We start from the raw sequence: 26,289 nt of genomic DNA, 5'->3' as shown, positions 1-26,289 counted from the left end.
TTTAGGATAACTCATGACAAATACGTTTAAAAACGTAGTAAAACCTATACAACAGGCGCAATCTTGGCAGCAAAAATATCGCGAAATAATGCTTCTGGGCAAAACACTTCCCGCTTTAGCGGATGTACTTAAAACCGATGACGCACTGGTGCCAGGGTGTGAGAGCAAAGTGTGGATGTTTATGGAGTTTGACGATAGCGAGAATCGTTTAGTGGTTATTGGCGACTCAGACACCCGCATTGTAAAAGGCTTATTAGCGATAATTTTAGCGCTTTATAATGGCTTAACACCTGAAGAAGTCGTAAATATTAATGCGTATGACGAATTTGAAAAGTTAGGCTTAATTAAACACCTTAGTGCATCTCGAGGGAACGGAATAAAAGCCATGGTCGAGGCAATTCAAAGCATGGCAACTAACAAGCTCAATTAAACTATTGAGCTTGTTGTAAACGCTGTTTTTTATCTAAATATTTACGTACCGCTTTAGCCGCTACAAAAAAGCCAAAACTTCCGGTGATCATAGTTACCGAGCCAAACCCGTTATTACAATCCATATTCATTGTACCATCAGCATTTTGTTTAGCGTGGCATACACTGCCATCACTGCCTGGGTAAACAAGTTGCTCAGTTGAGTACACACAATCAATATTAAATTTGCGTTTAGGGTTGTTACTAAAATTATATTGTTTGCGTAAAATATAACGCACTTTAGCAAGTAGCGGATCTTGCGTGGTTTTAGCCACATCACCAAATGTTATTTGGCTAGGATCAGTTTGCCCACCCGCGCCGCCAGTAGTAATAATAGGCATTTTATTGCGCTTACAATGAGCAATAAGCGCTGCTTTTTCTTTAACTGCATCAATACAGTCAATGACGTAATCAAAACCTTGAATATGCTCACGAATATTTTCAAGAGTAATAAAGTCATCTATCACAGTTACTTTACACTCTGGGTTTATCAGTTCGCAGCGACTTTTCATTGCATCTACTTTGGCTTGGCCAATACTGCCGCTAAGTGCATGAATTTGCCTATTTACGTTCGTCGCGCAAATATCATCTAAATCAATTAAAGTGATTTTACCCACGCCTGTACGTGCTAAAGCTTCGGCGGCCCAACTTCCTACACCGCCTATCCCCACTACACAAAAATGGGCTTGTTGTAGCCAGTCAAATTGTTGGTTACCGTATAGGCGTTTGATCCCGCCAAAACGAATATCTGTTACTTTTTCGCTCATTTACCAATCCAGTTGCCATGGCGATTGCCATGCTTGAAATTCTTGATGATTAATTAATTGCTGGTACTCATCACCCGTAGTAGGTAGCAAAGAGCAATTAATTTGCTCCCCATGCCATAAAAAACTTAACGCATAGGCATGAAGATACGCCCGCTCAGCTGCGGTGCCACTATAAAGTGTATCGCCTAAAATTGGCGCCCCTAAACTTTTTAATGCCACTCTAAGTTGGTGGGTTTTACCCGAATACGGCTTTAAAATATACGCTCTAAACCCCGGCTTATAACTAAAAGAATAAAAGCGGGTAATGGCCGGGTTTTGCAGGGTCGGTAAAAGCTTAAACATGCCCCTGCGAGACTTAGCCATATCACCTTTTATCCACCCTTGCTTTTTTTTAGGTTTAGCATTGCTTATAGCTAAATAAAACTTGTTTATTGCGTGCTCAGTAAAAAGAGACGTAAATTTAGCAGCGGCTTCTTTATTGCGACTAAGAATAATAAGGCCAGATGTCACTTTATCAAGGCGGTGAACAGCAAATAATTTTTCGCCAGTTTGCTGCTCAGCTAATACCACAAACCCTTTTTCACCTTCTGAGTGAAAATTAAGCCCCGCTGGTTTTTCAAATATATAAAAATCAGCGTGGCTAAATACTATGGGTAATTCACTTTTAACCATTATTAGGCTTGCTTAGCTTTTAGGTAGGCAATCACTTTTTCTAAATCCTCGGCCGTATCAACCCCTGCATGTGGTGTTACTTTGGCCTGCTCAATTTTGATAGCGTAACCATGGTACAACACCCTAAGTTGCTCTAGCGACTCAAGTACTTCAAGCGGCGATACACTTAGCTCAATATACTGCTTAATGAATCCCGCACGATAAGCATATATACCCACATGGCGCTGAAAAGGCGTTATATCTAACACACTGTCGCTATTTAACATTGCGCTTCTGTCAAACGGAATACTGGCACGTGAAAAGTACAACGCATTTTTATTAATATCACTAACAACCTTCACGGCATTAGGATTAAACACTTCGTCTTGCTCTTCAATGGCTACACTTAATGTTGCCATTGGCGCGCTTGAATTATTTAGTAAAGTGGCAACTTGCGATACGTTTTCGCTGGCAAGTAATGGCTCATCGCCTTGTACATTTACCACTAAGGTTTCTGCGTCTAGCTTAAGTAAGTCAACAACTTCTGCTAAACGTTCGGTACCCGATTGATGATCTTCTCGCGTCATCAGCACATCGTTTGTGAACAATTTAACAGCATCAAAAACTTTTTGATGATCGGTTGCAATAACCACTTTACTTGCACCTGACAAACACGCTTTTTCATACACGTGTTGAATCATAGGTTTACCGCATATGTCAGCTAATGGTTTGCCAGGCAAACGGGTAGACGCGTAACGTGCAGGTATAACAACTACGAATTCCACTTATCAACCTCATCTTGAGATAGCTCACGCGCTTCATTTTCTAAAAGTACCGGTATATCGTCGCGTACTGGGTATGCAAGTTTAGCTGCAGTACTAATAAGTTCTGCATTTTCTTTATCAAAACGAAGCTTTCCTTTACATACTGGACAAGCAATTATTTCAAGTAATTTTGTATCAAAGGCCATTGAGGATCCCTTTTTGTTTTAATAATAAATCTAATTTATGTATTACAGCGTCAGTAGGTTTTGCATTTACGGGTAGGTAATACCAAGTATCTTTTGCAAAGTCTCTACATTTTACTGCATCTTTTTCTGTCATTAATACGTTATCATCATTAAATTGAGTAAAATCAGCCATGCTATAAGCATAGTGATCTCTATAATGATGAGTCGAAAGCAGCTGAATATTTTGCCCCTTTAATGAATCTTCAAAACGTTGTGGGTTACCAATGGCACTTACCGCATGGCCTTTTTCAATGGTTTTATTCACAGGGGTATTGTTAGCAACGTGTTTAAGTGCACCAGTTTGCAAAACGTAGCTAAGGGATGCATCTCCCCCATTTTCAATCACTAAATCAACACTATTTAATCTGTTTGTGGTTTCGCGTAATGGCCCTGCAGGCATAACAAAGCCATTTCCAAATCGCCTTTGGCTATCAACAATGCAGCACTCTATATCGCGTGCCATTTTATAATGCTGCATACCATCATCTGAGATTATGACATCCACACAAAATTGCTGCTCTAATAATGTAATGTTGGCTTTTCTATCGGGTCCGACAACAAGTGGACATTTTAAGCGATTAAATAAAAGTATTGGCTCATCACCAGCTTGTGCACTTGTTACGCCGCGCTCTACCACCAGCGGGTAGCTGTTGGCTTTACCGCCGTAACCTCGGCTGATAATGCCCACTTTTAGGCCTTGCTCTGACAAGTATTCGTAAAGCCATAACACAAATGGCGTTTTGCCATTTCCACCTACACTTATATTGCCCACCACAATCACTTTAGATTTAGCTTTAAAAGGCGTGGCAAAGCCAACCTTAAAAAACCATTTCCTAATACTTGAAATTAACCAAAAAAGCGCAGCTAATGGCAGTAAAAGTAGCGTTATAAAACTAAATGGTTTATACCAGCTTTGCTCTATTTTACTCACCCGTGCTCACCAAACTGCATCTTACATAGAGCTGAATAAGTACCATCTTTAGCTAATAAACTCTGATGATCGCCACTTTCAATCACCCGACCACCATCAATAACGTATATTTTGTCGCTGTTCTCAATAGTTGAAAGGCGATGGGCGATTACTATAGACGTTTTGTCTTGCATTAGGGTATCAAGAGCTTGCTGAATTAGTTTTTCAGACTCTGTGTCTAAGGCTGAAGTTGCTTCATCTAAAATTAAAATAGGTGCATCTTTTAATATAGCGCGAGCAATTGCTATACGTTGACGTTGACCACCAGAGAGCATTACCCCGTTTTCACCGACCATGGTATTGAGTTGCTCAGGTAGGTCTTTAACAAATTCCCACACGTGGGCTTGTTTAACCACCTCTTCTAGTTGCTGCGGTGTTATTTCGCGGCTTATGCCATAACAAATATTATTGGCAATTGTGTCGTTAAATAACACAACTTGCTGAGATACTAAGGCAAACTGGCGGCGTAAATCGGCCAGTTTATATTTCTCAAGCGCAACGCCATCTAATAAAATTTCACTTGGTGCTTCTAAATCATAATAACGCGGTAATAAATTAGAAATAGTCGATTTACCCGAGCCTGAACGCCCTACTAGCGCGATGCTTTCACCGGCCTTTATACTTATTGATAGGTTATTTAAAACAGCTTCATCTTTAGTTGGGTATTTAAAGGTAACATTTTTAACCTCAATTTCGCCCTTCACTTTATCTACGCTGTAAGTACCTTTGTCTTTTTCAATTTCTTCATCTAAAACTAAAAAAATACTTTGCGCTGCAGAAATACCGCGCTGCATATCACTGTTCACGTTTGCTAATTGTTTAAGCGGGCGTAAAAGCATCATCATAGAAGAGATGAGTACCATAAAATCGCCAGAGCTGATCGTATCTATCATTGAAGGCATAGATACAACCCACAAAATAACAGCCATTGCACTTGCTGCAAGCACTTGAATTACCGACACGCTTAACGCTTTAGTGGCATCCATTTTAATACGTTGCTGGCGATTATGATTATTGATTTTTGAAAACTGGTCGATTTCTTGTTTTTGCCCACCAAAGCCATGAATAACTTTGTGTCCACTTAGCATTTGCTCAGAGCTACGGGTGACCTGCCCCATTGCAGACTGTATATTTTTTGAAATATGGCGAAAGCGTTTAGACACAAACGTTACAATAATTGCCACTAATGGAATGATCACTAAAAAAATCAGCGAAAGCTGCCAGCTGGTATAAAACATAAGGGCAAGTAGAAAAACGACAAAAGCGCCTTCTCTTACAACAATTAACAGTGCTTTGGTGATCGCTTGCTGAACTTGTTCTGTATCAAAAGTAATTTTTGAAATTAAATCACCTGTTGAGTTTTTATCATGAAACGAAACAGGCAAATGTAATATGTGTTCAAATAACTGCTGCCGTAACGAACGTACAACTTGCGAGCCTACATAGCTTAGGCAATACGAAGACATAAAATTAAACAGGCCACGCCCTATTACCAGCGCAATTACAACAAAAGGGGCATAAGCTAGCACTTCGCTATTACGTTGGTTTAGGCCTTCATCAATAAAGGGTTTCATTAATTGAATAAATAAAGCATCCATACCCGAATAGCCGATCATTCCAATAATAGCGACGAAGGCAACGCTTTTATAATCACCAACGTAAGAAATCAACCGTTTATAAATTTGTGTAGTACTTTGACTCATATTACTCTCGTTATACAATTACAGCCCTTATTGTATCCTTCAAACCGTTAAAACTAAACGTCAATCTTCTATAAACCAATAACTTTCGTGTTTGCGCGCCGTTGTCACTTTAAAGCTATCTTGATAAATACTTACCGTAATTTGCCCATCACGTGCCGTAACATACTGTTTAGCATTTATTGCTTTGTAGCGCGAAACCACTTTTTCACTGGGAAATTGCCATTGGCCTTGAAATGCTGTTGAGTGAATAACCGTATGTGGATTTACATGGTTGATAAATTCCGTGCTTGAAGACGTATCGCTGCCATGATGAGGGCTTAAAATCACATCGGCTTGTAACGAGTGAGTTTTAATAAGGCTCAGCTCACGTGCTTTAGAAATATCACCCGTTAATAACATAGTAAGTTGGGGTGATTTGATTAAAAGCACACACGAATTATCATTTTCGTTATTAAATGTGCTATCAGCAAAGCTGCTAATGCGCAATCCATTAAAGTTATAATCTAAAGACATACACTGTGTGGTTGTGCCGTGTGGGTGAAAACGCTTAAAGCTTTCACCAAATCCTGCATTAATAAAATGTGCTGCGCCCCCTGCATGGTCGTTGTCTTGATGGCTTATTATTGCATCACTGACCGTTAAGTTATGTGTTTTCAAATAAGGAATTAACACACTGTATGTACGGCTAAAACGGTTAAAATAACTCGGGCCAAAATCGTAAACCAGCGCTTGATTGTCTTTTTCGAGTAACGTCATTAATCCGTGCCCAACATCAAACACATGCAATTGCCAAAGAGGTTTTGGTAAATACAGATAATCTATTAATGTAACGCATAGAGGAATGAGTGCTAAACGTTTAAAGGGGCTAAACCAAGCGAATAGTATGCATAGATAAGCTGCAACTAAGTACAATGTACGCGGTTTAGCTATATCTAACCATCTGTAATGCCAAGGGATTGCTTCCATATACTTAAACAATGTTATAAGTACACTATCGAATAATAAAATGATGGGCGTTATATCTACCACAGCACTTATTATCGTAAATAGCAGCAAAAGCGGCATGATCACCACGCTTAATAATGGAATTGCCAATAAATTAATAACCAACCCAGCAATACTTACCCCATTAAAATAAATAAGGGTAATAGGCAAAAGCCCAATAAATAAAGCAAGCTGAATAATACACAGCGCTATAAACACGCTAAGCCAATTATATTTAGTTTTAGGAAGGTGCTTTATAACAAGGAAAATAATTGCAACCGCAATAAAAGAAAAATATAAACCTGGGTTTAAAACATTAAAAGGATTGATGAGTAATACAGCGACTAAAGCATATAGAATGCTTCGCCAGCGCAGTGGCTGTTTGGCAATAAAGTAAAGACCTAATACGCAACTTAACATAATAAATGCGCGAGTCGCTGAGAGTAAAAATTCACTTAAATAAACATATATAAATGCCGCTAACCATCCGATAAAACAATAAATAATAGTTAAATTAATAGACTGCAATACATTAATTTTCAAAATGTATGCTGTGTACTTACTCAGTAAATAAAAACAGCTGAATATAAGCCCTATGTGCAACCCTGAAATGGCTAATAAATGGCTGAGCCCTAAACTTTGCATTGTTTGTTTATTTTCAAACGACATCAGTGATTTATCACCACTAAGCAATGCATAATATAGCCAGTTAAGCGTTGTGTTTTGATAGGTGTGTTTTAAAAACGACCTGTATTTATAAATTATTGAAGGTGAAACCGCGTTAGTAATGCGCAATTGCTTATTAAGTACTTTGCCTTTAAATAATATGCGTTGTTTAAAGGCATGCACATTATTATCAAACACACCGATATTTTTAATTGTTCTGAATTTTTTCAGCGCTATTGTTGCCTCAAAAGTATCGCCCTGCTTAATAAGCTGTGCAGAATCGACACTTAACATGGCTTTAGGTGCTTTAAATTTGTGTATTTCATCCCCATTTAACTTTAATAACGTTGCTTTTATATACTGTGGTTGCTTTGCAGAGATAACGTCATCAACGAGAATTGTGGCAGGGTAAGCATAGTTATTTTCATCATTTGGCAATGTATAGCTATAAAACAGGTAAAAGTGCATAACAATGCAGCAAATAGCTAAAATAAACCCTAACAAAACATTCAAAAACGGCTTAAAATAGGCGCTCGCAATAAGGACAGATATTGTGATGACTGTAAATTCATGGGTTTGATAATAAAATACGGTTGAAATACAACCTATTACAAATCCAAGACTAATCCACACTGAAGTAAATGGTTGCTTGAAATGCCTAAGAAAACGATCCAACGATTTTTACCTGATCCTAATAAAATTAGGCATCATAAAACACTTAGAATATTCGGCCGCCTATTACAAGACGCCAACCTATGGCATTTAAACAGACGCTCGGCAAGGGGCGCATTTGCGGTTGGTTTATTTTTTGCGTTCATCCCTGTTCCTTTTCAAATGGTTTTAGCCGCTGCGGCAGCTATTGTATTTAGAGTTAACTTACCTATTTCTGTGGCATTGGTGTGGCTTACCAACCCATTGACTATGCCGCCAATATTTTACGGCTCATACCTTGTAGGTACGCTTGTTTTAAATCAACCAGAGCAGCATTTTGCATTTGAAGCCAGTTGGGCATGGTTCTTAGAAAGCCTTTCTACCATCGGTCCTGCATTTTTAATTGGCTCACTGGTGTGCGCTTCTGTTGCCGCTATTATTGCTTATTTAGGTATTGATATTATTTGGCGACGCTCTGTGCGCAAAGCCTGGTTAGCACGAAATACTAATACGTAATAAAGCCAACGATTAAAGTACTCAAATAGAATGACTTAATGAAGCAAATTGAGATAACTAATTAACGCCAAGCACTTTATTATAGACGAAAAAAAACCAACTTTTATAAGTTGGTTTTTTATGAAAAGCAAAAAGCTTAAAATCTAAATACTCTGCGTAAGCCCACTAGCGGCAATAATAACAGTGTGTACCAAGGGAAGCTTGCTGAGCTTCTTTCATAAAGCTCTTCTTCTATAGGTGTACAGTCTTCTACTTCACCATCAATAGGTGTCAGTTTTACTGCAACAGCAACACTCTCGTACTCAACATTACCTTCAATATCGGTTTCTACATTACCAAAGGTATCGCGCTTTTCAACGGTTTTGGTAGCTACACCAAAAATCTCATTGTCTTCATTAATGACTTTCGCTTCAGCCATTGTGTAGGCGTAGTCTGTTTCACCATCTGTTTCGTAACAAGGTAGTAAATCGTTTAAGTTGGTAATTTTATCGTCACCAATTTTATATATAAACGCTTCTTTACGACGGCTGTTTTCAGATGTACCCACCTCGCCTTCACCAACAACATAACCTTGGTTATTAATATCATTACCATAAGCGCTTGAGCTATTAAAGTAACCGGTAGGGAAAACGGTATTGCCAGTACTTATATCATGATAGAAAAACTGATCACGGATCGTGGTTTCAATACGCTTTGATGCATAACCAACAATTACATCGTTGTCATTGACAGCAAGCGCTTTACCAGAAAGCCAATCATCTTCTTGGTCTATAAAATTAAACACGTCACCATTTTTAAAATAAACAGGCATTGTTAAAATAGTGTCGTCATTTTTATAGTAACGAGCATTTGAAGAGCCCACCACTGTGCCATTATTATTTAGTGCAAGAGCGGTACTTGTAAAAGCAAAGTCATCATCTTCTTCTGGCGTTAAGGCAAGGCCTAGTATTTCAGTAGAAGTGATATTAAATGCTTCATCAAGCTCCCATTTTACCGCGCGCTCATCAAATACGCCGGTGGTTACACTTGAATTTAATAATTCCACACAGGTATTGGTTGGCTCGTCTTCGTTATCACAGTTATCTTCAATATTATCAAGCCTGTCTTCAGGAATACCTGTTGAAACATAACCAACGACAGTGTACCCGTCATTTGTTTTAACAATATCGTTAGCTCGGCTAGTACCGCCGTAATCGTCAAAGTCTGGAACTAACTCAACCTTTTGCGTTCCATCTTCAGAAATAACTATTCCGCGCTCAATAAAGTCATGGGTAAACCATGTTTCTTCTTCATCTTCATCATCTGGCGTAAATAAAACTTTATCATATGGAGCTGCACTCCAACCAACGCTCACGCCATCTTCGCTTACCGCATTATAAAAGTTACTAACCGAACGCGTTAACCCATCGTAATCTACCGACTCTTCATCAAACAGTATTTGCTCAGTCACTATGCCATCGTCAAACTTAATACCAACTACCGAGCTTAACTTTTGGTACTCGTAATCCGTTGGTCTGCCAGCTAAAAAGCTAACCATAAATGAATGCGCATCGGCGTTATTAAAAACCGCATCGTTATTTTCTATATCATCAAGTGTAAAAGTAATTTCTTTATCACTTAGCTCAAAGTTGTACTCTTCACTATCGTACGCATTTTCAATAACGCTTTCGGTAAAGTCGATATAGCTAATATCGATTGGTAAATTATACAATCCGTTGGCAGTACCAATAATGTGCCCGCTTTCGCTTACGTCAGTCACGTAAGAATGTTTAGCGCCGTCAAGAGTACCTAGTTCTGTTAATTCATAGGTTGCACTTAATGCAGATGTACTCAATGTCGCTAAAATACTGGCAGCGAGTAATTTATATTTCATTTTAATCCTTACTACTGATTCTGTAATTCTTCAAGTTCTTCCCAGCGCTCAAACGCGGCTTCAAGGTCAGACTCAAGTTTTGCTAAATGGTTCAATGCATTAGTGGTTACGTCGCTAGCTTGTTTGAAAAAGTCAGGATCGCTCACTACAGCTTGCTGCGCTTCTACAGCGGCTTCAAGTTGTTCCATTTTATTGGGTAGTTGCTCTAATTCAAGTTTTAATTTGTAAGAAAGCTTAGTGCTTTTGTTTTCAGGCTTTGCCGCGGCTACAGGCGCAGGCTTAACGTCTTTTTTTGGTGCTTGTTGCTGTTTTTCCTGCTCAGCTAAATAGCTTAAATAAGCTTGGTAATCGGTGTAACCCCCTACCATATCAGTTATTTTTCCATCACCTTCAAACGCCCATACACTACTACACGTATTATCAATAAATTCACGGTCATGGCTTACTATAAGCACAGTACCCTGATACTGATTAATAATTTCTTCGAGTAACTCTAATGTTTCAATATCCAAGTCATTGGTTGGCTCATCGAGTACTAAAATATTTGAGGGTTTTAGAAATAGTTTTGCAAGTAAAAGCCTGTTTTTCTCACCACCAGAGAGTGCTTTTACAGGTGTACGCGCACGTGCCGGTGGAAACAAAAAGTCTTGCAGGTAACCAAGTACATGACGAGAACGCCCGCCCATCATTACCTCTTGTTTACCCTCGGCAACGTTATCTTGAACAGTGGCCTCTTCATCAAGCTTTTGCCTATATTGGTCAAAGTAAGCAAATTCTAAATTAACGCCTTGTTTAACATGGCCGCTATCGGCTTCTAAATCACCAAACAGCAGTTTAAGTAAGGTAGTTTTACCAATACCATTTGGGCCTACTAAGCCAATGCGGTCACCGCGCATAACAAGGGTAGAAAAATCATTAGCAATCACTTTATCTTTAAATGCATGACTAAGGTGTTTTGCCTCAAACACTAGCTTGCCGGATCTATCAGCCGTTTCAATATTAAAATCGGTTTTACCTACTTGCTCTACACGGGCTTTGCGCTCAACACGTAACTGTTTAAGTTCACGTACACGGCCTTCGTTGCGGGTACGACGGGCTTTAACACCTTGGCGTATCCAGGCTTCTTCCTCTGCTAAACGCTTATCAAAAAGTGCATTTTGTGATTCTTCTACTTTTAAGTCATGCGCTTTTTGTTCAAGGTAGGTCGCGTAATCACCAGGGTAAGAGATAAGTTTACCGCGGTCTAAATCTAAAATACGCGTTGCAACAGCACGGATAAACGCACGGTCATGCGATATAAATACAATACCGCCTTTAAATTCTTTTAAAAACTGCTCTAGCCATTTAACACTGTCTACGTCTAAATGGTTTGTTGGCTCATCAAGTAACAATAAGTCAGGCTCACTCACAAGTGCACGTGCTAAGGCAACTTTACGCAACCAACCACCTGAGAGCGATTCTAATTTAGCATCTGGGCTAAGCTCTAAACGCGTGAGTACTAATTGAATACGCGAATCAAAACGCCAACCGTCACACGCTTCTAAATCGTTAGATAAACGCTCAAGCTTATTTAGCAGTTTGTCGGTGCAGTCGGTTTGTAACTGCGTGCTTACATGATGATAATCAATTAGCAAATTAGCAATATCAGGCATACCCTGTGCTACATAGTCGAATACTGAGCCATTTGCTCCTTTAGGAGGATCTTGCTCTAAGCGAGATATTTTGATCCCGCCAAGTTGGTTAATTTCACCATCATCTAAAATAACTTGGCCATCTAGTACTTTTAAAAGTGTAGATTTACCCGCCCCATTTCGCCCTACAATACAGACGCGCTCACCGCTTTCTATCACTGCATCAGCATCATCAAGTAATGGGTGCGTACCATAAGCTAACTGCGCTTTTTGTATTCTAATTAAATCCATAAATACTGCTCTTTTATTCTTGCGCTAAAAATTCATGCACTGTTTGTGCATCAAACGGCCAATACAAATGGTGGCCGCTTTTGCTCTCAAATACGGGAATACTTAACTGAAAACGCGCTATTAGCTGCTCATCAGTGAGTATATCAATTAATTTAAGCTCACTATTTTTATCCAAAACCGATAATAAAACCTGCTCGGCTTGCTCACATAAATGACAGCCATCGGTGTGGTATAAAACATAATTAGCCATGGGTAATTAACCAACTGTTGTGTATTTTTTTATTACGTTTGAAATCAGGTGATAACGTTTTTTCTGAAATATTTTCAGCTTTTAACCCTAAGCCCATTAAACCTACTTCATCCATTACAAAACCACGTTTGTTATTAGAAAAAATTAATGTACCCGAAGGACTCAAGATTTTTTTAACCCAAGTAAGTAATTTTATATGATCGGTTTGCACATCAAACGCGTCTTTCATTCGTTTAGAATTAGAAAAAGTAGGCGGGTCTAAAAAGATTAAATCGTATTGCCCTTGTGCGTATTCTAGCCATTTTAAACAATCAGCTTGCTCAAAACGGTAGCGGGTATTGCTAATATCATTTAACGCAAAGTTATCTTGGCCCCACTTAAGGTAGGTTTTTGATAAATCAACGGTGGTAATTGCTTTTGCACCCCCTAATGCCGCGTGCACAGAGGCTGTACCTGTGTAGGCAAATAAGTTTAAAAAGCGTTTGTCTTTTGCATTTTGCTGAATATAGCGACGCGCTAAACGATGATCTAAAAACAGCCCTGTATCGAGGTAATCAAACAAGTTTACTTTAAACTTAGCGCCAAATTCTTCCACCACCATAGTGCGGTTTTGTTTAGCCATTGGGGTGTACTGCTCTTCCCCTTTTTGTTTTTTACGCACTTTAACGGCAATGTTTTCAGGCGCTATGTTTAGCTGCTGTGCAGTTAAGCTAATCACATCTTGAAGACGCTTTTCTGATGTTTTTTCGTCAATTTCTTTAGGTGCTGCGTATTCAAAAATGACAGCAGAATCGCCGTAAATATCAACCGCTACGTTGTATTCAGGAATATCAGCATCGTATACCCGATAAGCTTGTACTTCGTTTTGTTTAAGCCAATTTTTTAGGCCTTGTTTGTTCTTTTTCAAACGATTAGCAAACGACATTGAGCCTTCAAAATTAAGAGCCGGTTTGTCATCGCTTGTCAGGCTTACCTGTTTATCATCTAACTGGTATAAATTTAGCTCTACATCTAATGGGCCGTTTTTAAATTTATAACGCTTTTGTTTAACCAGTTTTAACAGCTTAAATAGGCTTTCATCCATGCCTAGTAACGCAAGCTTCCAATGATTAAAGTGCTTTTTAAAACCCACGCCCATGCTGCGGTGTAGATTTACCAGCTCAGCCATAGAGCCAATACGTTCGCCGTACGGTAAGTTAGAAATAACCACCCCGGGTAATTTAGCAACAGAGGTAAGCTTAGTTGCATCACTTTGCTTAAACTTAATAACATTACCCAGCTCTGCACGCTCAGCATTGGCAATGGCTTTATCAAGAACTTGCGCATCGTAATCGTGGCCAATTAACCACAATTTAGGATCGGTAATTTGTGCAATTAATTCTTCACGCAGTTGTTTAAATTTTGCCGCTCTAAAACTAGGTAAACGCTCAAAAGCAAACCCTTCTCTAAATAAACCAGGTGCTTCGTTACGCGCCATGCCCGCCGCTTCTATTAAAATAGTGCCGGCACCACAACATGGGTCAAATAAAGGTTGATTTACATTTTCAAGCCAACCACTGCGTTTAATAATCGCGGCCGCTAAGTGCTCTTTAATTGGGGCTTTACCTTGACCTTGGCGATAACCGCGCTCAGATAAACGAGGACCCGAGTAATCAATATACAAAGCCACACCATGGCGATTTAAACGCGCCACAACACGCACATTGGCATCTTGCTTATCTACATTTGGGCGTTGTTCGTATAAATCGTTAAAGTAGTCAACAATCGCATCTTTAATTACCAAGCCTGAAAACTGGGTATTTTTTAAAGAGTCGTTGGTACCATTAAAATCAACGGCAAATGTTTGGGCAGGGCCAAACCATTCTTGCCATGGCTGAAAACGAGCAAATTTATACAGGCTATCTTTATCATTAACGCCTTCTTTTTCTTCAATAAGCATCAGCACACGTGTTGCATAACGAGTTGATAGACAAACCTTTTGCGCCAATGTTGAATCTGCCTCAAAGCGAACAGAACCCACAGTTTGTTTAGACACGACGGCGCCTAATTCTGTTAGTTCATCAACAAGTAAATTTTCGATTCCGATAGAAGTAAGTGCGATAAATTGCAAAGTAATAACCCTTAATAGCTAATTGCGCAGGATTATAACATAGGTTGGCTGACAAACACTTGATAAACGCAGCTCGATTTGTAAATTTGCTAAGCTGATTTAGTGTGATATTGCTCAAGTAATAGCGGGTGAACACGATTGTTTAAAACGCGGATAACTTCAAACTGTTCAAGAGACAAATTATCATCAAGTTTGAATGTTTCGTTAAGGTTTAGGCAAATTGAAGCATCAGGGCAATGTTCAACAATTAAAAACTCACCGGTTTGTGCTTTTGAAGTAAGTTTAACTATGGCTTCTGTACTTGGCTGGGTGCCTGTGTACTCTTCAAAAAACCAACTTTTAGCCAGTACCGGTTTTAAATGAAATTTTACAGCGGTGGCATTGAGCGCAATTTGGCAAATTTGTGCAGGCTTATACAGCTCAAAACCATCTAAGTAGTTATATACCTGTTCATAAAAAGCAGCATCTTCTAAGCTAAAACGCGGGTTTTCAAATACACAGTCGGTGAGTTGTCTTAATTTATACGGTGTGCATAGTTGCATATCGTCATTTAAATCAAGTAGTAAGCGGTTTTTATTTGCACATGCAATCCACTGCCATTGTTTTGTTGCTTGTAACATTTGCCTCCTCCTTGTTTAAAAATTTATTTTTAATTAAGACATTAATATTAGATTATAACGGCTTTTGACCATTTTTAAAACATTTGTTTAGAACATTTATTGAACGATCAAAAGCTTACATAACTGATCCTTATAAGGAATCAACGATCGATTTTACCAATTGTGGCCCTTTGTAGATGAACCCAGTATAAACCTGCACTAAATTTGCGCCTGCATTAAGCTTTTCTTGAGCAGATTGCGCATCATCAATACCACCTACACCAATAATTGGTAATTTACTTTGTGTTAAACGTTTAAGTTCGCTAACAACGTGTGTAGAACGCTCTCTTACTGGGCTGCCAGATAAACCACCCGCCTCATCGGCGTATTGCTGACCCATTACTGCACTACGTTCAAGCGTAGTATTTGTTGCGATTACGCCATCAATTTGATTAGTTAATAGTGACTCGCTAACCTGCTCAATTTGGATTTGATCAAGATCTGGCGCTATTTTAACCAGCATAGGTACTTGCTTATTATGCTTGGCAATTAAATCAAGCTGTTCATTCTTTAAACTTTGCAGTAAATCATCTAACGCAGCACCATATTGTAAATCGCGCAGCCCTGGGGTATTTGGAGATGAAATATTGACCGTAATATACGAAGCATGCTCGAACACTTTACGCATACAATGAATGTAATCGTCTTTACCTTGCTCATTCGGGGTATCTTTATTTTTACCAATATTAATACCTAAAATACCAGTGTACTTGGCATTTTTTACGTTATTAACTAAATTATCGACCCCTTTATTATTAAAGCCCATTCGGTTAATAATGGCATTTGACTGCGGTAATCTAAAAATGCGCGGCTTATCATTACCTGCTTGCGGGCGCGGGGTAACCGTGCCAACTTCCACAAAACCAAAGCCCATTTGGCTAAAGGCATCAATACACTCAGCGTTTTTATCTAAACCTGCAGCCAAACCCACAGGGTTTTTAAACTCAAGGCCTAAAAAATTAACTGGTTTGTTTTGTAGATGTTGTGACCAAGCTGCGTTTAAAGGGGTGTGTGCAAAACGGCGTAAATTATTAAGCGCAAACTCATGTGCCCATTCAGCATCTCGGGTGAACATAAAACGGCGAGCTAAATCGTAAAACATGAATTGTTCCTCTTTAAATTACAGACAAAAAAATACCTCAGACTAGGCTGAGGTATTGTATAACAATTTTAACAATTAACTGATTATTTACTGAATAAATAACCAATTAAAGCTAAATTATTTTCCTGATGTATCACAGTTATGGCTTAACAACATTAATTCGCGCAGTGCAACTGAGAACTTAGCAAAGTCGTGACTTTGCGAGGTTTTAAATTCAGCTAACATTTGCTTCCAACGCTGTAGCAGCAGATCTTGGCTGGCCATCCACTGATCGATTTGATTATCAACATCGTTTTCGTCACCTTCAAAGCTGTTTAGCACAACATGAGAAAGCGTACGTTGTTGCCAATCAAGCTCTTCACGATACGACGCACGGGCAAGTGCTTGCCAATGGTTAGAAACAGGCTGGTTAGTAATTTGATCTAAGAACCAGTGTAAGCCCATACGCGAGCCAAGTTTAAAGTAGGTATTAGATACCATCGCCACACTGCGGCCTGAATTATGCGCTATTTCAGCAATATCCATTACAGAGAACAGGCTAGAAAGGTCAATAATACGCTTAGCAATTTGCTTAGGTACACCTTTTTCAACTAGCTCATTTGCTTTGCCAGTCAAACATTCGTGTTCTTTGTCTTGCATGTACGTATTTAAGTTTTCGCTTAAATCTTTAAACGTTGGCGCAAAGAACTCGATAGCTTGTTCAATTGTTTGTGCTTTATTACGATGACGTAAGAACCAGCGTGTTGCACGGCGAACAGTACGACGTAATTGGTACAGCATTTCGGTTTGAACTGCTGCTGGGATTTTATTATCTAGCGCGCTGATTGATGACCAGGTTTCACGCATTTCAAAAATCTCACTCGCAATTGAGTAGCACATTGCGATTTCAGCTTCGTTAGCACCGGTCTCTTCGTTCATGCGTACCATGAAGTTTAAGCCCATGTCATTAACGATATTGTTCGCCAGTTTTGTTGCAATAATTTCTTTGCGCAGTGGGTGATTATCCATCGCGTCGTTAAATTTTTCACGCAGTGGACGCGGGAAAGACTTAACTAGTAGCTGACGGTAGTACGGGTTTTCAGTAATTTCATCTGTTACTAAAGACTCTTTAAGCACCATTTTAGCGTACGAAACTAATACTGAAAGCTCTGGACGTGTTAGGTCTTTACCTGCTGCAGCGCGCTCTGCCAACTCTTCATCAGTTGGTAAAAACTCGATTGCACGGTTTAGCTTGCCTTCTTTTTCAAGGGCATGAATAAAGCGGATCTTCTCTTTAAGTGTTGATGCACCTTTAGACTGTGTAATCGACAATGTATGTGTTTGACGGTAACAATCTTTAAGTACAAGCTCAGACACTTCGTCGGTCATAGAGTAAAGTAACTCATCACGTTGTTTACGTGTTAAATCCCCTTCTGAAACTAAGCCGTTAAGTAAAATTTTAATATTTACTTCGTTATCTGAACACGCAACACCGCCTACGTTATCAATAAAGTCGGTATTTACACGCCCGCCTTTGGCTGCAAACTCGATACGCCCTAATTGGGTTGCACCTAAGTTACCGCCCTCACCTAAAATTTTAGCGCCAAGGTCTTTACCGTTTATGCGCAGCGCATCGTTTGCACGATCCCCTACATCAGCGTCTGTTTCGTGGCTGTTTTTAATATAAGTACCAATACCACCGTTCCACAGTAAATCAAATTCCATCATTAATGAGGCTTTGATTAACTCGTTCGGTGTCATGCTTGCTTTTTTAGTGCCAAGCATTTTTTTCATTTCTGGGCTTAAAGAAATCGATTTAGCTGCGCGCGAGAAAATCCCACCACCCGCTGAAATCAGATCTTTATTGTAATCTTCCCATGATGAACGAGGCAGGTTAAACAAGCGCTCACGCTCTGGGTAAGAGGTCGCTGCATCTGGTGTAGGGTCTACAAATATGTGCATATGGTTAAACGCGACTTGTAAGCGAATGTGCTTAGACAATAACATGCCGTTACCAAATACGTCGCCGGCCATATCACCAATAGCAACCACAGTGAAGTCGGTAGTTTGACAGTCAATATCCATTTCACGGAAATGACGTTTAACAGACTCCCATGCACCTTTTGCTGTTATGCCCATTTTCTTATGGTCATAGCCTACTGAACCACCTGATGCAAACGCATCACCTAGCCAGAAGTTGTATTCGTTAGCAATACCGTTAGCAATATCAGAGAAGGTAGCTGTACCTTTATCTGCTGCAACTACTAAGTATGGGTCGTCTTCATCGTGACGCGTTACATTAGCTGGCGGTACAATTTCACCACGCTCAATGTTATCGGTAATGTCTAATAAACCACGAATGAAAATCTTGTAACACTCTTGACCTTCTTTAATAAAGGCTTCGCGTTCACTCGGTAGCTGCTTACATACAAAACCACCTTTAGAACCTACCGGAACAATTACGGTGTTTTTAACTTGTTGTGCTTTTACTAAGCCCAGTACCTCAGTACGGAAATCTTCACGACGGTCTGACCAACGAAGGCCACCACGAGCAACTTTACCACCGCGTAAATGCACACCTTCTACACGCGGAGAGTATACAAAAATCTCAAATGCTGGCAGCGGAAGCGGCATATCAGGAATTAAGCTAGGCTGTACTTTAAACGACACGTAAGATTTAAACTGACCTGTTTCATCTTTTTGGAAGTAGTTAGTACGCAGTGTTGCGACAATCATATCTACGTATAAACGTATAATACGGTCATCATCAAGGTTCGCTACGTTTTCAAGCTCTAAGTAAATTTGTGCACTTAATTTCTCAAGTGTTTTAGGGCTTGCAGGGCTTTTTACTGAGAATTTTTTAGCAAATAAGTTAACTATTTGCGCAGCAATATGCGGGTAGTTTGCAAACGTGCTCTCAATGTAGGTCTGCGAGAAGGTAACCCCAATTTGGCGCATATATTTTGCATAGGCACGTAATATAGAGGCTTCACGACCTGTTAAACCACCCATTAATACTAAGCGGTTAAAGCCGTCGTTTTCAAGGCGGTTGCCCCATACATTAGTTAATGCAGCGCGAAAACGAGCAGAAATCTTATCAAAGTCGGCCATTCCTTTGCTGTCAATCAGCATAGAGAAGTCCATGATCCAATTGATACGACCATCACTTGTTTTAACAGAATATGGCGTTTCACCTACAACGCGTAAACCAAAGTTTTCTAGCATTGGCATAACATCAGATAAGTGAATTGGCTCATCTTTATGGAACAAGCTTAGGCGTACAATATTGCTGTTAGCTTCTTCTTGCGGACGGTAGAACAGCATTTCTAGCTTGTTCTCGTCGTTTAACAATTCTAGTTTTTCAATATCTACAACCGCAGCACTCGGTAGTACTTCATCTTTGTAAGAGCGTGCAAACGCGTTGCAATATTTACGATTTAGCTCATTACCGCGGGCTTCCCCTGCTGACTCTAACAGTGCAGATTGTAATTTATCTTCCCATGTACGAGCAGCTTCTACTAGGTTGTTTTCGATGTCTTTCACGTTATATTCGATATTGTTATCGGTCACACGAACGGTGTAATGCGTACGCGCCAGTGTTGACTCAGAGAAATAGGTAGTAAATTCGACTTTTTCGTCAGAATTAAAGGCGTTAGCTAAAATGTCTTGTGTTTCTCGGCGCAGCGCTGTGTTATATCGCTCACGCGGAACGTACACCATACAAGAGAAGAAACGTCCGTAGGCGTCTTTACGAACAAACAAGCGACACATGTCACGCTCTTGAATTTGTAAAACACCCATTGCTACTTCGAGTAACTCGCTCTCGCGAGCTTGAACTAATTCATCACGTGGGTACGTTTCTAAAATATTAAGTACCGCTTTGTATGCATGGGTGCCTTTTGCAAAGTCACACATATCCATGATGCGGTTAATTTTAGTTTTTAGAACAGGCACATCTGCTGCGCTGTTGTTGTAAAAGCTTGATGAAAATAGGCCGATAAAACGGTCTTCACCAACCACATTGCCTTCATCATCAAAGCGTTTAATACCAACGTAATCTATGTAGGCTGGGCGATGAACGCGCGATACAGAGTTTGTTTTTGTTAATACTAATAAGTTACTGCTGAGGGCTTCTTGGCGAGCAAATTCTGGTAATTCAGATAATAAACGTGTGTGCTCATCGGTTGAATTTTTCATCAGGCCGAGACTGGTGTCCATTTTACCTTTTAACTGGTAATCACCTTGTACAGGGGTAAGCTCGTACTCGCGATAGCCCATTAAAGTAAAGTTATCTTTAGCCAGCCAATCTAAAAACTCTACGGCTTCAGATACTTCGTTTTTGTTTTTATTGTGCTTACGTTTTGGTACTTCTTTAGTAACAGAGACTAATTTTTCGCGAATTGGCTGCCAATCATCTACCGCAATAGAAACATCAACCAATACTGATTCGAGCTCTTTTTTGAAAGAAGCAATAACAGATGCATCGGTTTGGCGGTCAATCTCAATAAAAAACACTGTTTTAGTAGAGGTTGATTCTTGCTCTGCTTTTAAATTTGATAAACCAGAAATTTTAGCGTTATCGTCACGCTGAATTTTTAGTGGGCAGTGAAGTAATAAGTGAGAAGCTATATTTTCACGGGTCATAGCCATACGAACAGAATCGACTAAAAATGGCATATCTTTAGCAATAATTTCTACAATTGTATGTGATGACTGCCAGCCATCTTTTGCTACTTCAGGGTTGAAAACGCGAATTACTGCGTCGTCCGTGGTGTTTTTTTCTAGTGCATTCCAAAGGCTGAGTGCAGCACCGTATAGGTCACTATCATTGCGATTTGCCAAATCCTCTTTAGACATATTGCTGTACAAGGCTTTGGCGAATTTCTCAACGAGTAACACATTATCAGCGTGAACTTTTTTCTGGATAAGCTTACAGACATTATCTAGGATAACCGAGGCTTGGCCTTCATTTCGTGTCATTGTATGTTCCTTAATCTATTACTGCTTTTAGTTAAGCAGAATATTTGTACAGCCATTTATTAGCGTGGAGTCAGTTAAATTCTAACCCTTTTAGCGCTAATAAACAGCCTTTTCGATGAAAACATTTTAAGCATTTCAGCTATTTGGTCATCTATTCACAAAATATAGATATAAATGACCATTACAGGTCATTTAGGAGCACAATTATTCACTTTATTTTTTCTGGTCGGTCCACAGCAGACTACCAATTGCGGGTAATAGCAGTACCGCACCTAACATATTTACTAAAAACATGAAGGTAAGCAGTATTCCCATATCTACTTGAAACTTAAGATCAGAGAATATCCACGTACTAACACCTATCGCAAGGGTAATACCGGTAAACAATACAGCACTGCCACGCTCAACAAGTGCATTACGGTACGCCACGCTCAGCGGTACGTTTTGCTTAAGTTGGCCCATCATCGAAGAAAGTATATAAATACCGTAATCCACACCAATACCTACACCTAAGGCTATAACAGGTAAAGTAGATACCGTTAAGCCAATTTCTAATTGCACCATAAGTGCTTGTGCAAGAGTTGATACAATATACAGAGGTAATACCACTGCAATTGTCGCTTTTACGCTCTTAAAGCTTAACAAACACAAAATAATAACTGCGCCGTAAACGTAAAGCATCATCGGAATTTGCGCCGCAGACACAGACTCGTTTGTTGCCGCCATCACCCCTACAGGCCCAGACGCTAACTTAAAGGCTAACTTGTCTGTGCCTTCTTCTTGTGCAAATTGCTTAACACGTTGAATAACGGTATCGATTGTATTTGCTTTGTGATCATCTAAAAATATAATCACCGGCATGACTGAGCAATCACCATTGAGTAACCCTGTGCTTGTTTCTACACGGGCTGTTGATTGCACTAAGCTGGCTGAATTACGCGGTAAGCTTTGCCATTTTAAGTTACCTTCGTTGTAACCTGCGTTAACCGACTGCGCCACAGAGCTTAAACTAACCGCCGATTGTACCCCTGGCACGTTTTCTACCTTGTACTGAAAACGGCTAATGCGCGCCATCACATCGTGCTCTGTACACGCCGCAGGATAAGCCTCAACAATCACTTTTAAAATATCCGACGAAATAGTGTATTTGTCCGATATTAAAAAAGTATCTTGATTGTAGCGAGCATCTTGATGCAGCGAAGGCGCACCTGCATGTAAATCACCAATTCGCATTTTATCTGCTTGCCAGTAACCTAATGCAAATAACACCAGCGTAAAACCAATAATCATTTTTGCGGTTTTAGGGTCTGTGGCTTTTACCAATAAATCGCGTATCGCATCTAGCATATTTGGCTTTTGCGCATCGCCTGATTGAATATGCACAGTGTTGGCAAAATTCATATACGAGGCCCACACTGGCAATAAAATTAAATTAGTAAATATAATAACAGCAACACCTAAACTTGCTGTGATTGCAAGTTCACGAATAATACCTATATCAATAGTCAGCAGGGTTAAAAAGCCCACCGTGTCTGAAAGCAGCGCAATACCACCAGGTACAAGTAATGCTCTAAAGCTTGATTGACAACAAATGCGGGTACTTTTTCCCTCACCTACTTTTTTACCAATGGCGTTGATCATCTGCACGCCGTGGCTTACACCAATCGCAAATACTAAAAACGGCACCAATATAGACATAGGGTCGAGACCAAAACCTAAACTAGACAATAAACCCATTTGCCAGATTACGGCAATAATTGAACACGCTATAGGTAAAATGGTGAGCTTTAAACTGCCACAAAATAGCCATACCATAATAAAGGTAAAACAAATGGCAATAGCAAAAAATAGCACAACGCCTTTTGCCCCTTGAGCGATATCGCCGGCCATTTTGGCAAATCCAATAATATGAATACTGACTTTATCTGTACTTAAAGGCTCTCTTACTTGCGTTTCTAACTTATCTGCAAATGCGAGTGTATCTAGCTTTTGCTGAGTTTGCGGGTCGGTTTCTAGTAGCTGCGCGGTCACCATGGCACATGAATAATCGCTGGCAATCATTCGCCCTACTACTTTTGCTTTTTCAATGTTTTCTTTAACTACCGCTAAACCTTTTTGGTCAGCTTTAAAGTTTGCAGGAATAATTGGGCCGCCAGCAAAACCATCTTCAACCACTTCGACAAAGCGCGCACTGGGCGCAAAAATAGAGTTAACTAATGGGCGGTTTACACCGGGAATAAAATACAGTTGATCGTGTACTGCTTTTAATTGGGTGAAAAATTCGGGGTTAAAAATGTTACCACTGTCATCACACACCGAAATTAAAATGCTATTTGCGCCACCAAATTGTTTTTCGTGTTTGGTATACACTTTCATGTATTCGTGATTTAGCGGAATATTTTTGTTAAACGAGGCGTCTAATTCAATATGAGTGGCTTTATAGCCTAAAAAACATGTGATTAGCGCAAAAGCGATCAACATGATAGTACGGTGTCTAAACACCGCCTTTTCTAAAAAATCTAAAAACGTATGCATTAAGGGTTTAACTCCTTCACTTTAATGCCATCTTCTGTTGCCATGACTAATTTATTATTAATTATTACGCCATCAAGAATAGCTTTACCATCGGGGCGTTGTTCATGTGTAAGTAAGCCGTCTTTTAAATGAAAGATCACACCACTATTTGCCAGCAGTAACCAATGCTCATTATTATAATTTATGATGTTATTAACCGTGGCCGTTTTAACATTTTCAAAATGCTGCCATTGTTGTTCATTTTTATTTTTAGCAAATACATTTCCTCTGAGCCCTGCCACAATCTCTTGCTGCGGATCTGATGCTACCGCAAAAAAAGAACCCGGGTAAATTTCATCAAGGCGTTGCCATGTTTGACCATTATCACTGCTTTTGGCCATTAACCCCATTTCACCGACTAACATCAAACCACTGTCTGTTTTTTCAATACGGTTAAAATGAGGCAGTATAGATGTTGTTTCAGCTTCGTAGCCTTGAGGATCATTTTCTTTTAAATCATTCAAATACTCTCTATCTTCACTAAACAGTAAAGAGTCTAAAAAGCGTTTATGCCAGTGCTTGCCGCCATCACTGGTTTGATAAAACATGCCATAAGCGCCAACAGCAAAACCATTTGAGTCATCTTCAAAGTAAATATCTAAACACGGCTTATCAAGCTCTGGCTTTGCTTGTTGTAATTGCCAATTTAAACCACCATCGGTGGTATTAATTATTGTGGCATCGTGCCCGCACGCCCACCCGTGGGTTTCATTAGAAAAATCGACAGCCGTTAACAATACCTGTGTAGGGACGCTTTGCGCTTGCTGCCATTGCTCAGCGTTTTTGCTTGTTATTACCGTACCGTGCTTACCTACAGCCACTAAAGCAGCACCTGTATTAGTAATATCAGTTAGTAGGGTTTTATTTGCGTTGATTGCGCTAATAGCATACTGAGGTGCATCTTGTGCAATACTCGCACCGCTTATGATCAGGCTGGCATATACCAAATACTTCATAAATTTTAATCGCCTTGAACTGAAGAATTGTTTGTCTGTTTGCTGAGGAAAATCCTGCGTGTCGTATAGACAAACGCGATGAGAAAGAAAAAAGCAGCTAACGGGCTGTTAGCTGCATATTACGTTGTTATCTACCTTCACGGCGTAATGCGCTTGAAGTAAATTCGTTATCGTTAAACGACTCTGAAAAGTCGTACATTTTTTCTTGGTTATCTAAACCAATAGCTAAGTAACGGCGCGAATTTAAATCATGATACACTTCTAAGGTACTCCACTGCGTAGGTACTTCGTAGTAGTTTAAGCCATATGCCATTGCTACACGATAAAGCTGGTCGCGATTATCATAAATATCGGTCACTTGTACTTGCCAGCTATCTTCATCAATATAAAACACGCGTTTTTTATAAATATGGCGTGTATCATCTTTTAAGTTAGCTTCAACCACCCATACACGGTGCTTTTCATAACGCGTATGCTCTGGATTAATGTGGCCGGGTTTTAAAATATCATCGTACTCTAGTTTATCACTGTGTAACTTGTAGCTATTGTACGGAATATATAGCTCTTGCTTACCTTTTAACGTCCAGTTGTAACGGTTAGGTGAGCCATTAAACATATCAAAATCATCGGTAGTACGTAAGCTATCTGCGGCTGTACCTGGTGCGTCATATGCAACATTTGGTGCACGACGAACACGACGCTGACCCGAGTTATATGTCCACGCTTGGCGAGGTGTTAAAATTTGATCCATGGTTTCGTGTACAAGTAGCGCTGTACCGGCAAGGCGTGCTGGCTCTGTCACTTTTTGCTTAAATTTAAACAAAATGTTTGAGTCTTGAAGCTCTGCAGGGGTCGCTTTAGGATCTGAATATTTAACCAATAGTTGTTCATCAAAGCCTACATAATTGTACGAACCCGATGCGGTGGGTGCAGCTTGTCCACCAAAACGCTCTATTGATTGTCCACGATAGCGTAATAAGTGATTCCAAATAGCTTCTAAGCCAGATTTAGGAATAGGAAATGGAATACCAATTGCGGTATTTTTTATTCCGTTGCCACCTTCAATAAGCTCAGCCGTTGCAGCAAACTCTTTTGTTGCATCGTATACAAACTGTGGGTAAGACGCAGAGCGGCGCGTTTCATAAACAGGCATTTTAAACGTATCTGGGTATGCTTCAAATAAAGCAATTTGACCAGGGCTTAAGTTAGCTTTGTACTTATCAAGGTTTGTTTTATCAATGGTAAACAACACTTTGTCCGCAGAATACGGGTCTAAATGGTGCATGCCTGGCTCATAACCTTCTGGTGCAGATGTAATACCGCCATTCCACGCTGGAATTGACCCATCAGCATTGGCTGCTTTTTCTGCGCCAAATGGCGTTAAGTCTTGTCCTAAACGTGCAACTTCTTCAGCGCTCATTTTTGCCATTGCCGCTGAACTTAAAAACATGCTACACAAAGCGGTAGCGATGAGGGTAGGTTTTTTAATCATACTAATA

The 26,289-nt window shown here is 39.8% G+C and carries 19 protein-coding genes; 2 read left to right on the top strand and 17 right to left on the bottom strand.

What is annotated here, in order from left to right; all coding sequences use genetic code 11:
• Positions 1 to 13: 13 nt before the first annotated feature.
• A complete protein-coding gene (locus MSC25_RS01535) occupies positions 14 to 430 on the top strand; it encodes a SufE family protein (protein ID WP_004586688.1) in 417 nt (138 codons plus the stop codon).
• Between the two features lies 1 nt (position 431).
• Here MSC25_RS01535 and tcdA read toward each other — a convergent pair whose 3' ends face one another.
• Genes tcdA through MSC25_RS01500 form a run of 7 tightly spaced genes read right to left on the bottom strand, consistent with a single transcriptional unit; the run spans position 432 to position 7,893 of the window.
• Complete coding sequence (gene tcdA / locus MSC25_RS01530; protein WP_004586689.1) at positions 432 to 1,235, bottom strand: tRNA cyclic N6-threonylcarbamoyladenosine(37) synthase TcdA; 804 nt, start codon at positions 1,233 to 1,235, stop codon at positions 432 to 434.
• Entirely contained in the window at positions 1,236 to 1,907 is a 672-nt protein-coding gene (locus tag MSC25_RS01525) for a TIGR01621 family pseudouridine synthase (RefSeq protein ID WP_248442252.1), read from the bottom strand.
• A 2-nt stretch (positions 1,908 to 1,909) separates the two neighbouring features.
• A complete protein-coding gene (kdsB, locus tag MSC25_RS01520) occupies positions 1,910 to 2,671 on the bottom strand; it encodes a 3-deoxy-manno-octulosonate cytidylyltransferase (protein WP_248442250.1) in 762 nt (253 codons plus the stop codon).
• Positions 2,659 to 2,856, bottom strand: a complete 198-nt coding sequence (locus MSC25_RS01515) for a Trm112 family protein (RefSeq protein WP_004586692.1) — start codon at positions 2,854 to 2,856, stop codon at positions 2,659 to 2,661. The genes kdsB and MSC25_RS01515 overlap by 13 nt, the downstream gene beginning before the upstream one ends.
• The gene (lpxK, locus tag MSC25_RS01510; RefSeq protein ID WP_248442248.1) at positions 2,846 to 3,826 is read right to left on the bottom strand and encodes a tetraacyldisaccharide 4'-kinase; all 981 of its coding nucleotides are present in this window, start codon (positions 3,824 to 3,826) and stop codon (positions 2,846 to 2,848) included. The genes MSC25_RS01515 and lpxK overlap by 11 nt, the downstream gene beginning before the upstream one ends.
• Positions 3,823 to 5,568 (bottom strand): lipid A export permease/ATP-binding protein MsbA, encoded by a 1,746-nt coding sequence (gene msbA, locus MSC25_RS01505; protein WP_096739572.1) that lies wholly within the window; start codon positions 5,566 to 5,568, stop codon positions 3,823 to 3,825. Before msbA ends, lpxK begins: the two co-directional genes overlap by 4 nt.
• Before the next feature lie 60 nt (positions 5,569 to 5,628).
• Positions 5,629 to 7,893 (bottom strand): DNA internalization-related competence protein ComEC/Rec2, encoded by a 2,265-nt coding sequence (locus tag MSC25_RS01500; protein ID WP_248442246.1) that lies wholly within the window; start codon positions 7,891 to 7,893, stop codon positions 5,629 to 5,631.
• Between MSC25_RS01500 and MSC25_RS01495 the strand changes: the two genes are divergently transcribed.
• Complete coding sequence (locus MSC25_RS01495; protein WP_024033538.1) at positions 7,873 to 8,385, top strand: DUF2062 domain-containing protein; 513 nt, start codon at positions 7,873 to 7,875, stop codon at positions 8,383 to 8,385. The genes MSC25_RS01500 and MSC25_RS01495 overlap by 21 nt on opposite strands.
• Before the next feature lie 136 nt (positions 8,386 to 8,521).
• On the opposite strand, the gene MSC25_RS01490 is transcribed toward MSC25_RS01495, so the two are convergent.
• The 10 genes from MSC25_RS01490 to MSC25_RS01445 all read right to left on the bottom strand — a co-directional run bounded on the left by MSC25_RS01490 (position 8,522) and on the right by MSC25_RS01445 (position 26,282).
• Complete coding sequence (locus tag MSC25_RS01490; protein ID WP_248442244.1) at positions 8,522 to 10,258, bottom strand: DUF3466 family protein; 1,737 nt, start codon at positions 10,256 to 10,258, stop codon at positions 8,522 to 8,524.
• An 11-nt stretch (positions 10,259 to 10,269) separates the two neighbouring features.
• Positions 10,270 to 12,180 (bottom strand): ABC transporter ATP-binding protein, encoded by a 1,911-nt coding sequence (locus MSC25_RS01485; protein WP_248442242.1) that lies wholly within the window; start codon positions 12,178 to 12,180, stop codon positions 10,270 to 10,272.
• Between the two features lie 13 nt (positions 12,181 to 12,193).
• The gene (locus MSC25_RS01480; RefSeq protein WP_004586699.1) at positions 12,194 to 12,430 is read right to left on the bottom strand and encodes a glutaredoxin family protein; all 237 of its coding nucleotides are present in this window, start codon (positions 12,428 to 12,430) and stop codon (positions 12,194 to 12,196) included.
• Positions 12,423 to 14,540 carry a bifunctional 23S rRNA (guanine(2069)-N(7))-methyltransferase RlmK/23S rRNA (guanine(2445)-N(2))-methyltransferase RlmL gene (gene rlmKL / locus MSC25_RS01475; protein ID WP_248442240.1) on the bottom strand — a complete coding sequence of 706 codons (2,118 nt, stop codon included), beginning with the start codon at positions 14,538 to 14,540 and terminating at the stop codon, positions 12,423 to 12,425. The genes MSC25_RS01480 and rlmKL overlap by 8 nt, the downstream gene beginning before the upstream one ends.
• Positions 14,541 to 14,629: 89 nt before the next feature.
• On the bottom strand, positions 14,630 to 15,160 hold the full coding sequence (locus MSC25_RS01470) for a cell division protein ZapC (protein WP_024033533.1): 531 nt from the start codon (positions 15,158 to 15,160) through the stop codon (positions 14,630 to 14,632).
• Positions 15,161 to 15,290: 130 nt separating this feature from the next.
• Positions 15,291 to 16,301, bottom strand: a complete 1,011-nt coding sequence (pyrD, locus tag MSC25_RS01465) for a quinone-dependent dihydroorotate dehydrogenase (RefSeq protein ID WP_248442237.1) — start codon at positions 16,299 to 16,301, stop codon at positions 15,291 to 15,293.
• A 117-nt stretch (positions 16,302 to 16,418) separates the two neighbouring features.
• Positions 16,419 to 21,260 carry an NAD-glutamate dehydrogenase gene (locus MSC25_RS01460; protein WP_054982573.1) on the bottom strand — a complete coding sequence of 1,614 codons (4,842 nt, stop codon included), beginning with the start codon at positions 21,258 to 21,260 and terminating at the stop codon, positions 16,419 to 16,421.
• A 213-nt stretch (positions 21,261 to 21,473) separates the two neighbouring features.
• Complete coding sequence (locus MSC25_RS01455) at positions 21,474 to 23,795, bottom strand: MMPL family transporter (protein WP_248442234.1); 2,322 nt, start codon at positions 23,793 to 23,795, stop codon at positions 21,474 to 21,476.
• The gene (locus tag MSC25_RS01450) at positions 23,795 to 24,790 is read right to left on the bottom strand and encodes a YCF48-related protein (RefSeq protein ID WP_248442232.1); all 996 of its coding nucleotides are present in this window, start codon (positions 24,788 to 24,790) and stop codon (positions 23,795 to 23,797) included. The genes MSC25_RS01455 and MSC25_RS01450 overlap by 1 nt, the downstream gene beginning before the upstream one ends.
• A 127-nt stretch (positions 24,791 to 24,917) precedes the next feature.
• Positions 24,918 to 26,282, bottom strand: coding sequence for a DUF1329 domain-containing protein (locus tag MSC25_RS01445; RefSeq protein WP_024033529.1), 1,365 nt, complete (start codon positions 26,280 to 26,282; stop codon positions 24,918 to 24,920).
• Positions 26,283 to 26,289: the final 7 nt, after the last annotated feature.

Origin of the sequence: Pseudoalteromonas sp. 1CM17D, assembly GCF_023161805.1 — a bacterium.
Lineage (GTDB): Bacteria > Pseudomonadota > Gammaproteobacteria > Enterobacterales > Alteromonadaceae > Pseudoalteromonas > Pseudoalteromonas atlantica.
This window is presented reverse-complemented; position numbering and strand designations above follow the sequence as displayed.

Bases quoted from the DNA above. Each gene is read 5' to 3' on its own strand.
- MSC25_RS01455 (WP_248442234.1), bottom strand. From the start codon at position 23,795: ATGCATACGTTTTTAGATTTTTTAGAAAAGGCGGTGTTTAGACACCGT.
- MSC25_RS01535 (WP_004586688.1), top strand. From the start codon at position 14: ATGACAAATACGTTTAAAAACGTAGTAAAACCTATACAACAGGCGCAA.
- MSC25_RS01495 (WP_024033538.1), top strand. From the start codon at position 7,873: ATGCCTAAGAAAACGATCCAACGATTTTTACCTGATCCTAATAAAATT.
- MSC25_RS01470 (WP_024033533.1), bottom strand. From the start codon at position 15,160: ATGTTACAAGCAACAAAACAATGGCAGTGGATTGCATGTGCAAATAAA.
- tcdA (WP_004586689.1), bottom strand. From the start codon at position 1,235: ATGAGCGAAAAAGTAACAGATATTCGTTTTGGCGGGATCAAACGCCTA.
- msbA (WP_096739572.1), bottom strand. From the start codon at position 5,568: ATGAGTCAAAGTACTACACAAATTTATAAACGGTTGATTTCTTACGTT.
- MSC25_RS01485 (WP_248442242.1), bottom strand. From the start codon at position 12,180: ATGGATTTAATTAGAATACAAAAAGCGCAGTTAGCTTATGGTACGCAC.
- MSC25_RS01445 (WP_024033529.1), bottom strand. From the start codon at position 26,282: ATGATTAAAAAACCTACCCTCATCGCTACCGCTTTGTGTAGCATGTTT.
- MSC25_RS01480 (WP_004586699.1), bottom strand. From the start codon at position 12,430: ATGGCTAATTATGTTTTATACCACACCGATGGCTGTCATTTATGTGAG.
- MSC25_RS01525 (WP_248442252.1), bottom strand. From the start codon at position 1,907: ATGGTTAAAAGTGAATTACCCATAGTATTTAGCCACGCTGATTTTTAT.
- MSC25_RS01515 (WP_004586692.1), bottom strand. From the start codon at position 2,856: ATGGCCTTTGATACAAAATTACTTGAAATAATTGCTTGTCCAGTATGT.
- MSC25_RS01450 (WP_248442232.1), bottom strand. From the start codon at position 24,790: ATGAAGTATTTGGTATATGCCAGCCTGATCATAAGCGGTGCGAGTATT.
- pyrD (WP_248442237.1), bottom strand. From the start codon at position 16,301: ATGTTTTACGATTTAGCTCGCCGTTTTATGTTCACCCGAGATGCTGAA.
- MSC25_RS01460 (WP_054982573.1), bottom strand. From the start codon at position 21,260: ATGACACGAAATGAAGGCCAAGCCTCGGTTATCCTAGATAATGTCTGT.
- MSC25_RS01490 (WP_248442244.1), bottom strand. From the start codon at position 10,258: ATGAAATATAAATTACTCGCTGCCAGTATTTTAGCGACATTGAGTACA.